This window comes from Paradesulfitobacterium aromaticivorans (assembly GCF_054657415.1).
In genome coordinates, this window is sequence record NZ_BAAHYT010000010.1 from 67,682 (window position 1) to 80,702 (window position 13,021).

Annotated in this window: 10 protein-coding genes; all 10 read right to left on the reverse strand. The window is 48.5% G+C overall.

The features are described from left to right. Nucleotides 1-119: 119 nt before the first annotated feature. Complete coding sequence (locus tag ACYQ2N_RS05650; protein ID WP_459998066.1) at nucleotides 120-797, reverse strand: isochorismatase family protein; 678 nt, start codon at nucleotides 795-797, stop codon at nucleotides 120-122. Further along, a complete protein-coding gene (locus tag ACYQ2N_RS05655; protein ID WP_459998067.1) occupies nucleotides 757-3,486 on the reverse strand; it encodes a molybdopterin-dependent oxidoreductase in 2,730 nt (909 codons plus the stop codon). The genes ACYQ2N_RS05650 and ACYQ2N_RS05655 overlap by 41 nt, the downstream gene beginning before the upstream one ends. 55 nt (nucleotides 3,487-3,541) lie before the next feature. Next, nucleotides 3,542-4,261 (reverse strand): ABC transporter ATP-binding protein, encoded by a 720-nt coding sequence (locus ACYQ2N_RS05660; protein ID WP_459998068.1) that lies wholly within the window; start codon nucleotides 4,259-4,261, stop codon nucleotides 3,542-3,544. Nucleotides 4,262-4,290: 29 nt separating this feature from the next. Further along, entirely contained in the window at nucleotides 4,291-5,064 is a 774-nt protein-coding gene (locus ACYQ2N_RS05665; protein ID WP_459998069.1) for an ABC transporter ATP-binding protein, read from the reverse strand. A 52-nt stretch (nucleotides 5,065-5,116) separates the two neighbouring features. Next, entirely contained in the window at nucleotides 5,117-6,088 is a 972-nt protein-coding gene (locus tag ACYQ2N_RS05670) for a branched-chain amino acid ABC transporter permease (RefSeq protein ID WP_459998071.1), read from the reverse strand. Next, the gene (locus ACYQ2N_RS05675; protein ID WP_459998072.1) at nucleotides 6,085-6,948 is read right to left on the reverse strand and encodes a branched-chain amino acid ABC transporter permease; all 864 of its coding nucleotides are present in this window, start codon (nucleotides 6,946-6,948) and stop codon (nucleotides 6,085-6,087) included. Before ACYQ2N_RS05675 ends, ACYQ2N_RS05670 begins: the two co-directional genes overlap by 4 nt. Nucleotides 6,949-7,021: 73 nt before the next feature. After that, on the reverse strand, nucleotides 7,022-8,260 hold the full coding sequence (locus ACYQ2N_RS05680; protein WP_459998074.1) for an amino acid ABC transporter substrate-binding protein: 1,239 nt from the start codon (nucleotides 8,258-8,260) through the stop codon (nucleotides 7,022-7,024). A 323-nt stretch (nucleotides 8,261-8,583) separates the two neighbouring features. Beyond that, on the reverse strand, nucleotides 8,584-10,104 hold the full coding sequence (locus tag ACYQ2N_RS05685) for an ATP-binding protein (protein WP_459998076.1): 1,521 nt from the start codon (nucleotides 10,102-10,104) through the stop codon (nucleotides 8,584-8,586). A 26-nt stretch (nucleotides 10,105-10,130) separates the two neighbouring features. Beyond that, on the reverse strand, nucleotides 10,131-10,853 hold the full coding sequence (locus ACYQ2N_RS05690; RefSeq protein ID WP_459998077.1) for an HpcH/HpaI aldolase/citrate lyase family protein: 723 nt from the start codon (nucleotides 10,851-10,853) through the stop codon (nucleotides 10,131-10,133). 636 nt (nucleotides 10,854-11,489) lie between these two features. Further along, entirely contained in the window at nucleotides 11,490-12,884 is a 1,395-nt protein-coding gene (locus ACYQ2N_RS05695) for a LeuA family protein (protein WP_459998078.1), read from the reverse strand. Nucleotides 12,885-13,021 lie beyond the last annotated feature (137 nt).

Here is a 13,021-nt window from a genome sequence, read left to right on the forward strand (position 1 = left end):
TAGGGAATACCCGTTACTTCTACCATTAGAAAAGCCGAAGAATCCATGCCTAGGGGCATACCATCCGTGTAATGTCTAAGCTACGTCTATTGGAGACCCCCAAATACCATTAATTTAGTTTATTTCACTGACTTACGCAGGTAGTCAACCACTTCCTGCTTTGCACAGATATTAGCATACTTTTGATCCATGTCAAAAAGCGCCACCTCGTGGGAGACTCGACCTCTGTCAGCCACGCACTCAATAGGGACCAACACTTTGAAATTATAGGAAAAGGCATCTACCACGGTGGCCCGAACACAACCGGAAGTAACCATCCCGGTTACAATCAGCGTATCAATCTTTTTATACACTAGCATGCTGATGAGCTGGGTACCGAAAAAAGCACTGGGCTTGGCTTTAGTAATTACCACCTCTCCCGGGACAGGTGTGAGCACGGACACAATAGTGTGAGCCTCCTCTGTTATCATTGGATCTAGTGTCCCGGGCTTAAGGGAAACCCTTTTATCTTCCCAGGCCCCATCTTCCAGTAGGCCACCTCCGGGGAAACCACGGGTGAAAAAAACTGGTACATGCAAGGGGCGTGCGACGTCCAGGACCTCGCGGATAGCTATCGCCGCCGGTAAGCCGGTGGAACTACAACCCATGGGAAATTCATCTTCCACGAAGCCCCTAGTCATATCCACCACCAGTATAGCTGGCGCGCTAGCGGGCATAACACGCCCGCCCATGCGTCCCTTTCTGAACATGGCAAGGTCATTTTCCGGTATTATTTCGGGCAGATATGGTTTCTGCACCTGTGTTCGCTCCCCTCGCTAAAAAATCACGCAAGTCCTTCCGGGATACTGGTAGCTCAGTGGGGCGGTAGCCACAGGCATCGAATATAGCGTTGGTGATAGCCGGAGCTAGAGCCACTGAGGCACATTCTCCGAGACCCTTGGCCCCAAAAGGCCCATTCGGTTCTGACCCGGTTACAAATAGGCTGATAATTTCCGGGGTTTCGCTGATGGACGGAATATGGTAATTACGGAAGTTCTCCGTAAGACCGGGAAGGAAGTTCTCCGTAAGGGCAAACCCTATTCCCATTGCCACCCCTCCTTCAACCTGACCTTCGGCAGCATCACGATTTATAGTGAAACCGCAATCATGCGCAGCTACGACCCTTTCCACAGTTACCTTGCCTGTTTCGATGTCCACGGCCACCTCAACCATCTCTGTGCCGTAAGTATATATCTCATAGGGAACGGTTGCATCAGAGGACTCACTGCGGCGGGTCGCGGTCGATTCGTAGCGATTGCGCCTGCGGATTTCTCCACCCTGGACCAGTGTTTTGAACTCCACTCTGATGTTTCTATCCGCCCTAGCCTCAACAGCGCCTTCCACCAGCACTAGTTCATCCGTTGGCATCCCCAGCTCCTTGCCCGCACTTTTCAGCAACTTCGTCTCTATTTCTCGCGCTACCGCAACCACAGCCTGGCCTGACATGTAAGTCTGCCTGCTGGCGCTAGTTGTGTCAGCATCAGGTGTGAGCAAAGAATCCCCAGTAGTCACCGTCACCCTTTTTAAGTCCTGGTTCAGAGCCCTAGCGGCGATTTGGCCCATTACCGTGGTACATCCCTGGCCCATCTCTGTAGCGCCTACAAAAACCATAATTTGCCCTTCTGCAGTAAGGGCGATTTCGGCCTCGCAGACATTGGGCGAGTTGGTGCGTCCTATGCCAAACCACATGGAGGCCACCCCGCGCCCTCGCAGGATACGCGGCGTATCTTCCCGAAACTGCGTCTTGCCTCGCCAGCCCTCCACAGCATCAAGGGTTTCCTTAAAACCTACATCTGCGCCCAAAACCTGGCTGCTTGCCGTCACGTCTCCACCCTTATATCCATTGCGTCGGCGGAAATCAATGGGATCAATGTTCAAGCGGCGTGCCATGATATCTATTTGGGACTCTAAGGCAAAGGCAACCTGCGGACCACCATAGCCCCGCATAGCGCCAGCCACAGGATTATTGGTGTATACCGAACGGCCATACACACGCACGTGAGGAATACGGTAAGGTCCAGTCGCGGTCAGCACTGCCCTGCTCAGAACACCCGGGCCGGCAGAGGCGTATGCCCCGGTATCGACCAGGACATCCATTTCCAACGCCATTAAAAGTCCATCACTGCTACATCCAGTCCTACAGGTAATTGTAAAAGGATGCCGTTTGGTTGTGGCCAGGAAGGACTCCTCCCTAGTATATACCATCCTGGCCGGTCTGCGGAGCCGATGAGTGGCTAGAGCGACGAAGCACTGTACGGACATATCTATCTTTCCACCAAAACCTCCTCCGATTACACTCTGACTCATACGCACTTTTTCTATAGGAAGACCTAGCACCTTAGCAATTTCCCGTTGGTCGTGGTGAGCCGCCTGGGTGGGGCCGTAAACCACAATGCAGCCCTCGCCATCCAAGTAGGAAATGCCTGCCTCGGGCTCTAAGTAAGCGTGCTCGTTAAACGAGGTACTGTAGGTTTCCTCAATCACCAGATCTGCCATCGCCAAGCCCTCTTGAACATCGCCCCGTTCCAGGCGTTGCGTGGCCATTACATTACCCCCCGGATGATGAATCGGCGCATCTTCGGCCAATGCCGCCAGCGGATCTAGCAACGGATTCAGAACCTCATAATCAACTTTAACTACCCGGGCCACCTCATTAGCAACAGCCTCTGTTTCAGCCACCACCACCGCCACTGGCTCTCCCCGAAATCGTACTATTTCCTCCGCCAGAACCGGCTGATCATCCCGCTGCCGCTTATAGCGGTTGACACCTGGAATATCAGCGGCAGTATATATTGCCAGTGCACCGGGTACTTCCAAGGCAACCGAGGAGTCAACTCTGACTATCCTAGCATAAGAATAAGGACTGCGTACTGCTTTGAGATGAACTGTGCCCGAAAATACTAGGTCTGCCCCGTAAATTGCGGTACCCGTAACCTTTGCTAATGCATCAGGGCGAATTGCGCATCCCGGCCGATGTTCTCTATTATTCACACGAACAGGATCGTCACTAATGTATTCAGACGCCAGTAAGACTGCATCAATAATTTTTACATATCCTGTACACCTACAGAGTTGCCCTTGTAGTCCGCGTAGGATTTCTGCCTTAGAAGGGTGGGGATTAACATCCAGCAACGCCTTCGCTGCCATAATCATCCCGGGAGTGCAAAATCCACACTGCACAGCGCCCGATTCGATAAAAGCCCGTTGGATAGAATGAGGGTTTTCCGGAGTACCGAGCCCTTCGATGGTTAAAACATGCCTACCCACAGTTTCGCCAACAGTAACCTTACAGGCCCGGCGCAACCTACCGTCGATAATTATTGTGCAAGTACCACAATGTCCTTTCCCGCAACCTTCCTTGGTACCGGTAATCCCCAGGTCGTTACGCAAAAAATCAATCAACCTTTTTTGGGGGTCTTCTCCCGCAGGCCTTAGTATTCCGTTCACAGTTATAAAAATATTTATCAGCCACCTTTCCGTTGTATGGAGGCAGATTAAAATTTTAAATCCCTAAAAATGCATCTTTTATGTTTTCATTTTTCAGAAGGTCATCTGCTATGCCTTCCATAGTAATTCGTCCTGTCTCCAACACATAAGCGCGATCGGAAATTTCTAGTCCCAGATGGACGTCCTGCTCAACCAGTAAAACCCCAATGTCGGTTTCATTTTTGATTCGCCTAATTATTTCTACTAGGCGATCTACCATAACAGGTGCTAGTCCCAAGGAAAACTCATCAATAAGCAGTAGTTTAGGTTTGCCCATCAGCGCACGACCGATAGCTACCATTTGCTGTTCGCCACCGCTTAAAGTTCCAGCAAGTTGATTACGTCGTTGCTCTATTCCTGAAAACAATTCATAAACCCATTTCATGTCCTGTTCTATCGATTCCGAGTCACGTCTTAGGAAGGCACCCATTTCAAAGTTCTCGTGAACAGTCATTCCCGGAAACAATTTCCTGCCCTCCGGTACCTGCAATATGCCCTTGCGTACCCGCTCACTAGGGGACATGTTAGTGACCGTTTCACCCTGGAAAGAGATACTGCCTGACTTGACCCGACCTAGCCCCGAGATGGCATTTAACAGGGTAGTCTTACCTGCCCCGTTAGCACCTACCATGACCACAGTTTCGCCTTCCCCCACTTCTAGGTCAATATCCCACATCACCATGAGATCACTGTATCCGGCAACCAACCCTTCTATTTTTAACAACGGTTTTGCCATCGTCTTCCCCCCCAAGTAAACTACTGAATTCAATTCCCGCTAGCTGATTTTTTCCCCGATATGTTAGCTACCCACCTTTCTCCTAAATATGCCTTGATTACTTCCTCATCCGTGACCACCTCCGCAGGAACGCCAACAGCAATCCTACGACCGTTCCGCAGTACTAAAATGCGGTGGCAAATACCCATGATTGCCTTCATTACATGCTCGATCATCAGTACCGTGACGCCTCTGGCGTTAATTTCCCTGACCATGTCCATCATTAATTCTACTTCCTTAGGGTTTAGACCGGCCATAACCTCGTCTAGCAGCAGTAAACTTGGGCGCATTGCTAGTGCCCTGGCCACCTCCAACCGCTTGCGGTCAGCAATCGTAAGCTGGCTTACATTGTAATATCTCTTACTAGACATCCCTAAACTTTCCAATGTGTTGTCGGCAATTTCCAGTGCCTGACTCAAATTCCCCTGGGCTTCCCGTTTCCGGCCAAAAAGCGCCCCAATAGCAACGTTCTCTCGTACAGTTAGACCGGAAAAGGGTTTAACAATTTGGAAGGTCCTGCCGATACCAAGGCGTGCTATAGCATTGGGCTTCAAACCGGAAATGCGTATCTTCTCAAAAAGCACCTCTCCCGCAGATAGAAGACACGTTCCACTGATACAATTCAGAATTGTGGTTTTTCCAGCTCCATTAGGCCCTATCAGACCGAAAACTTCTCCCCTGGGGACTTCAAAATCCAGGTTCTTGATAGCATCCAAGCCACCAAATTGAACATTTAAACCCTTTGCTTCAAGGATGTTAGGCAATATTCTCCGACCCCTTTACTTTGACCTCCTGTCCATGCCCCTGCTAGCATTTTTAGTCATCCTCAGGTGACTGCACAGCTGGTCTCCTTTTTATTCCTATAAATTTGCTCGGCATCTTAAATTGCGGCTTCAGGTTGGCAAGCCCCTGGGGTATGAACACGACTACTGCGATAATCACGAGACCCAGGATAAGGTAGTGCAGGTCATTATATTTCTCCCAGATTAATTCCGATAAAAGGTCAATAGAAAATGCCCCGATGATTGGGCCAAACAACGTTCCAGCCCCGCCGAAAATATACATTAAGAACATCTTTATGGACATGGATATAGAAAACACCGAGGGCGCCTCAATGAATGTCATCCAGTTAGCAAATACAGCCCCGGCCAAGCCAGTATAAAAAGCACTGATCGCCCAGGCCGCAATCTTATACCTTACTGTGGGCACACCCATTACCGCCGCTGCTTCTTCGTCAAATTTTATTGCCCTAAGACCGAATCCAAACCGGCTACGCCCCACTATCCAAAGGGTTACCACAGATAGTACAAGTACTCCCAACATTAGATAGTAGAAAAGGGCATAAACAAAATCAGGGGTGCCCGAGAATACCGGTAAATTTATGCCCATGCCACCGCCCGTGATCCGGAGCCTGGTAACAATCTCCCGGGTAAGCTCCAACAAAGCGATTGTAGCCATCAGAAAGTATCGACCATTCAGTCGCAAGATCGGGATTCCGATTATTACGGCGTATGCGGCACATCCTAGTCCCGCTAAAAATAATGCCACTGGCATTGATAACCCCACCTTGGCCATCAGAACGGCAGCAAGATAAGCTCCAGTGCCAAAAAAAACGACATTCCCCAGTGCTAAATAACCGGCATAGCCGGCAATGATGTTTACACTTTCAGCCAAGATAGCGTACATAAACATATTTGTCAGCACTCGCAGCCAGTAACCCTGTACAATTAAAGGCAGTAGTATCAGCATCATAAGGAAAATAAGACTGATAATAATTGGCCGTTTCACGTAAAATACCGCCTTCCCATCAAGCCTTGAGGCATTACAATGAGTACTACCAGGAGCAACACGTAGCCCACAATCTGCTGGTATTCCGGTCCCAGCAGAGCGGCACCTAGTGCCTCCGCCACCCCGAGGATAAGCCCACCGTAAACAGCTCCCGTGACATTTCCTAGCCCTCCCAATACAGCTATTGCAAAGGCCTTACCTAGAAAAGGGGCACCCATGAATGGGGTAATGCTGAACACTGTGCTGAACATGGCCCCGGCAGCCCCAGCAAGGGCGGCGCTCAAAGCAAAGGTTATGGAGTAGATACGCGAGATCTCAACTCCAGCCAACTGCGCCGCTTCTTTGTGCAAGGATGTTGCCCTGACAGCCTTTCCGTAGCGAGTGCGGTTTAGAAACAGGTAAGTAGCGATGGTAAGCACCACCGATATACCGAAAATAGCCAGGCCAATGTAAGGGATGGTAATATTTCCAATCTGTAGGCTCATGCCGGAATATGATGGCGACACCAGTCGGTATTCCGGTGACCATATAAGCAGCACTATGTTGATTAATACTAAGTCTAAACCAAATGTAAGGACCACAATCATGGTCAGACCATACTTAATAACCCGGTTAAGCACAAAGTACTGTAGGCCATATCCCAGTACAAACATAATCATCATGCTTGGAATAATAGCCAAGAAAGGGTCTATATGAAACTTTTCAAACAGGGTAAGTGCTATATAAGACCCGATCATTATGAAAGACCCATGAGCTAGGTTAATAATGGACATTACTCCGTAGACCAGTGAAAAACCAACACCGATCACCGAGTATATCCCGCCCAGTAGCAACCCGTTAATTAAAGACTGCAATAACAATAATGCCAATCCTCCCTTTCTAGGTGCAGTTTGGTAACTGGCGGGGAAATTAATCCCCCGCCACCCTTATCGCCTAGCGTTTATCCCAGGGTTGGAATGGGAAAACAGGGTCAGCATTCTTGAGTTTTTCCGGGTAGAGCACTACCTGTTTGCCATTTTGAATCTGTAAGACAACCGGTAAGCCTTTGACGTTAATTTGTGTCAGCCCATCCTCTGTGGTTCCGAATTGAGTCGGCATAAGCAGTGTTTCAAAGGTAGTATTCAGTAAAGCCTGCCTTACTTTCTCCGTGTCCAGAGATTGGGCCTTTTCAATAGCAAGTTGAAGTATTTCCGCTCCTGCGGCAGCGGCTGCTGGTCGGTAAGCAACCGTGGTCATGTTGTATTTTTCTTTGTACAGCCGAGCAAACTCCTGCGCGGACCCGAATAAGGGATCCTGGTATGGCACGTTTTCCCACCACCAGGCCGTACCCAGTAGCTGTTCAGCATCTTTTCCCAGGTTAGGTACAAAGTCGGGCATTCCCGGAGGATCCTGGAACCCCATTAGTTTGGGACTCACCTTCTGTTCCTTCATTTGGCGGATAAATTGGATTACTTCCTGGTAATCAGATGTCTGGAAAACTGCATCAGCGTTAATCCCTTTTACTTGGGAAACCACCGTTGACATATCCGTGCTGCCTTTGGGATATTTTATCACTGTAGCCTTGATGCCGTCTTTTTCTGCTTCCTTTTTAATACCCTCCGTGGTAGCCAGGGGAAAGAGGTCGTCAGGAGTAACAATTGCGACGGACTTGATGTCTAATTTATAATCCTTGGCCATACGTAGTATGGTGCTCATATTATCGCCCGCCCTGGGTAATTGTCCGAAGATATACTTGTACCCTTTCTTATATAGAGCTTCGGCATTTGCAATAGGTGCCACCATAATAGTCTTATACCGCTCAGCTATACTACTGGTGGCCTGTACCAGGCCACTAGTGGCAGTAGCCAGAAGGAAATTCACCTTATCTTCGGTTATCAGTTTTTCGGTCAGCTTTGTGGCCGTCTCGGGATCACTTTTGTCATCATACAGAAACAGCTTTACCTGGTAGGTGTCGCCGCCAACCTTAATGCCGCCTTTCTTATTGACGGTTTCGGACCATAGCTCATACCCTTGTTTATAAAGCGCACCTTCCGCAGCCAACCGTCCGGTTAATGGCACCGATGTCCCAATTTTGATTATCTTTTCAGTCGTGCCGGCCTGCTTCGAGGAAGAACACCCGGCGGCGCCCAGAAGGACCAGTGCTAGTAGGATAGCTAATAACTTCTTACCCATTTAGCGGATACCTCCTAATAAATTTATAGACTCTCGGCATTCGCCGAGTCTGATGGCACAAGGCTTTGCTTGAACCATCGATATTGAATTCCTCCTACTTTTCGGTAGGGGGATTTCATGGAAATTGATAGTGATATTAAGATTTCGCCCGATGGCATCCCGATTTGTCCCTGCGGAAAAAGAGCCTTGCGCCTCCTTTACTTAAGATAAGCTCCGCCGATATATCAGGGGCTTGCGTTTTGAAAAATACGGCTTAGAACTCCGTCCGGCCTCGGAGGAGTCTTCTACCCGGTACCTCATGGTAATAAAATACTTAATTTAGTCTATTCTCGCTTATACCACTGAAAACGTCCTTCCTGAATCACTTCCTTTAAAGGACGGATCGCCCTGATATGGCCGCCAATTTCTTCATATTTGTTACGCAATATCGTATACTCGATCGGGGCCACAATAGCCGGTGAGGTAGTGTAAGTAAAAGGTTGTGGCACCATTTGTTCGACATCTGCCAGAAATGTTATTCCTCCGCCAGGCATCACATAAGCAGGAGCTCCGGCAATACTCAGGACTGCATCCCCACGGTGGACTGCCTGAGTGAGTTTGATGGGATTTACCGTGACCCCTGCCCTGGCACTGCCACCAACTCCTGCATAATACATTGCCGATACTCTGCTGTCCTCGCAATTGTTCTCCAACATTTCCCGTAAACTCTCCATTTCGGGAGTAACTGAGATTCGAGATAACTCGCCATTATCATTGACCTCGAAGACAGCGATTTGGCGCCAAGTGGTTTCAGCGACTAGGACTTTCATGCCGGGCCGGGCAAATTCCAAATTTACGTCTTTAATGGCCTGGCGCGGATCTTCAATATTGGTTCCGCCCCAACCCGTGCCATGCTCAAAGAAATAGCGCCCTGTCGTAGCCAAACGGCCGACCGGAACAATCCCGCTATAGGGCAGAAGCTCGGCACCAGCCGGATGTTTAGTTAACAGACCGGTGATATGGTGATCCAAAATAACTGCCTCATCGACCACTTTGGCCAAGTGCTGGGCAAATAAGCCACAACATGCACCACCACACCCAACTCGCATTTTGGAATCTTCAACCCCGTTAATAATCGGCTTCTTACCTACTTCCAAATCAAGCGTGGCCCCATTTTCAATCTTAAGGCGAACCGGTTCTTTATTTCCTATTTCTTTAAGTGTTTTTACAACCGTGAGTCCGTTTGGCCCTTTAACTTTGTTAACTCCGCCTATGATCAATACGTGGGAACCATATTGCTCCGTCGTAACCATCCCAACGACTCTGCCATCTCGCCTGATAAGAGCACCTTCGTCGCCGATATGCTGGTTTGTATCGATCTTCACCATCATTGAACTATAGGAGACTGGGGCTTCCGTCACAACCGTGACAACATCGAGATCTTCTACCCTATCTTCTACAATATAAGGAGCCGGCTTATAATCAGGATAACTCGCACCTGCCCCTACCGCTGTAATTAATGGCTTGGACGTAGCGATCCTTTCATTGTTGATGTCCTCTCTCACCGGAATCTGCAAGGGACGGTTGCGCACCAGTTGCCCGTTTTCATTGCTAAACCGCTTGCATGCCCCCACAGCGCCGGACGGAACCTGGCAGCGCACCCCGCAGTTCGTACACAGAACGCTGTCAGCTTCGGGTTCGCCAAATGCTACAGCCTGTTTATTACAAACTTGCAGGCATACTCCGCAATGGGAACATGTATTCGCGACAACTGCTACTTTGTTTACCACTTTAATAGCACCTAGCGGACAGTTAAGCTCACATAGTTTGCAACCTATACATTTTTCTCCATCTACCTTGATCATTTCCGGTCTCCTTTTATCGGTCAAAACTACTTATTATCTTTCATTTTAGCATAAATTTCGTGAATAATCGGAATTTGTTCGGCACGAATCACGCCTTTTCCGTCAAATCCAAGGGTAAAACTTTCCTCTGTTTCTCTGACTAAACCTTCAACATCCTCACGGGGGTAAACCGTATCCAATGCTTGTACTCCAGCGGCCCTCGCTGCCAAAACTAAGTGGGATTTAGCATAGAATGTCTCGATCCCGGTTTTAGATTTAACTCCCCTAATATCTTTAATAAAATCTGAGGCCCCAATAGATATTGCCGTCACCCGGGAGCAAGAAGATGCAATCTCATAGGCTTTAAGTAAGCCGAGAGCACTTTCAATTGCCGGATGAATCCCAATAGTCCCTATTTCCAACCCTAAGAGCGCTTCACACTTACTAATGTCTTCATCCAGTTTTTTTATCTCTTCCGAACTTTCCGCTTTGGGAAAGAGAACTGTGGTTACCCGTTTAGTCAATAGTTCCAAATCAAGCGCAGTAAATGGTGTTGAATAATTATTAACCCGGATCATCATTTCTATCGTTTCAAAATTCGGGTTAGCCATCGTTTCTTTTGTCAGTCGTCGAGCTGTTTCCTTTTTATCAACAGGCACAAGATCCTCTAAATCAAAAATAATTGCATCCGTTCCAGAATTAAGAGCCTCCAATATCTTTTCTCTTTGGTGAGCAGCTACATAGAATCTACTCCTCCTTAAACCATTCAAGTTCCTTTCATCTCCTTGTTCATACATTTTCCATTCTAATACAACGAGGATTGCCGCTATCCAGACAACTCAGGACATTTATCGTCCGATCGTAATCTTTAATCCATCCAGCACATCCTTTCCTGTTAAAATCTTCTGACTCTTTTCTTCATCAATCTAATGCAACTAGCATGCCAACAGCTTGCTCAAGGCCTTTGAGTACAATAAATCGCTTTTCGCGCGCTTCGTTCTAATAAAGAAAACTCGGCTTGCGCTAAGCCTCTGGCGCAGGCGGAAGCCTTAGTTGCACTTATGCGCCCTCAAACTTATACTTTCTGACTAGCCAAGAAAGTCGCAATGACGAGACATTTACAATGAGTTAACCTTGACCATACGATTTTTGACACATTATCATCACATTAGCCCTTTTCCTTCGTCATTGGTTCTTGGTCGCACTATTGCAACAACTGTCGCAACTCAGTAACTATGAGCTGTTCTTAGGAGTAAAAAGCAAAAAAGGCCAGGAGTTGCCTAACTTTAGGTCTTACATTCCTAGCCTTTTAATCCATTCGTTTAGCGTAGTTACTCCTACTGGTTATTCTTTGGACTTCGAACCTAACTTGAATCGAACATCGAATATCAAATATCGAACCTCGATTATGCTCCCTGATTCAACTCTTTACTGATACGCACTGCTGTCTCAAACAGATCCTTGTCCGTCAGTCCGATTGAGTCCAGGGTTTTATGGTAAATATGAATAAGCTTTTGCAAAAGGTCTGTCGAGGCCTTCGCTTCGCGCAGGCGTTTCATTTCGACCGTTGCTTTGTCTATCAGTTCAGGGGTAACTTTAACTCCGGCATCATTGAGTTCTTTCTCCATCCGCTTTAAGGCAAACTCGATAATCTGGCCGCCGGAGTGTTTGCCGTAAACAAAACGCTGTTGCTGCCCGACTAGTTCAGACGGAATCGCCTCATAAATGCGGCGGTCGATCAAAACCCCTGCCGTATGGATCCCACTTTCATGCGTAAAGACCTGAGGTCCGATGATCGGGGCATGGGCCTGTACCGGAATACCGGAATAGCTTTCAACCAAACGGTACAGATCCTTAAGCAAATGATACTTGAATCCCGGAATCTCAATGCCATACAGGACTTTTAGAGTTACCACCACTTCATGCAAGGGGGCGTTGCCGGCCCGTTCCCCATAGCCGGCAACCGTAGTGCAAAAAGCCTTGGCCCCATTCTTGATTGCCGTAATGGTGTTAGAACTGCCGAGCCCAAAATCATTGTGGAAATGGACTAAGAGCGGGGCTTCCGGAACTGCCTTCACTAGGCGGGATGTATAGAATTCGCTGGCTTCGGGCGAGAGTGTACCCACCGTGTCCGGGAAGGATGGGCGGGTGCCACCTGCCGCCAGGCCGCGCTTGTGCAGTTCGATGATGTAGTCGATATCAGCGCGCGAGCCGTCTTCCCCGCCAAATTCAATGTATTTTACTCCTTTGGAGCGGGCATAGCTGATCGCATCTTCCATCATGCGGATATTCGCTTCACGATACCACTCAAGCGGTCGCTCCAGCCACTCATCCTCCGAGATGCCCTCGCGGTGAAGCAAGGTTTTCCCAATTTTATACTTGTTGTGGAGATCAGAGGCTGTGGTAAAGATAAAGAATGTGACTTCTTCCGCTGCAATGTTGATCTCCTGCAGCACCTCCAGGGTCGCATCAATATCCCGGTGATTGGAGCGGCACATCACCACGATCTCCAAGTCCGGCCGCAATTCTCCGCGACGTTTAGCTTCCATAATCAGGCGCAGAGCCTTTTGCTCAGAGGCAGACACTCCCGGGAAACCGATATCGATAATATGAACGCCGATCTCACTCAACATTTTAGTGATTTCCAGCTTTTGCTCCGGGGTGTAAGCCACCCCCGGCATCTGCTCCCCATCTCTTAAGGTTGAATCATAGATGCGCAAATCTTTCGGATCGGGAAACTGAATGTCCTTGGTAAATTCAAGCGGACCGTGGAGCAGTTGCTCAATGGGTTCACGCAGCATAATATAACCTCCTTTAGTTATCTCTCTCTTAAATAAACCTCCTCCAGCTGCTACCATAATTCGCTGCAACCTCATACCCCGGCATCGCCTGCCGGGATTTCTCCTACCGTTCTGCTGGCTGTATATCCTATTACTTC

Coding starts and splice junctions, on each gene's coding strand:
- ACYQ2N_RS05660 (WP_459998068.1), bottom strand. CDS start 4,261: ATGGCAAAACCGTTGTTAAAAATAGAAGGGTTGGTTGCCGGATACAGT.
- ACYQ2N_RS05680 (WP_459998074.1), bottom strand. CDS start 8,260: ATGGGTAAGAAGTTATTAGCTATCCTACTAGCACTGGTCCTTCTGGGC.
- ACYQ2N_RS05685 (WP_459998076.1), bottom strand. CDS start 10,104: ATGATCAAGGTAGATGGAGAAAAATGTATAGGTTGCAAACTATGTGAG.
- ACYQ2N_RS05695 (WP_459998078.1), bottom strand. CDS start 12,884: ATGCTGCGTGAACCCATTGAGCAACTGCTCCACGGTCCGCTTGAATTT.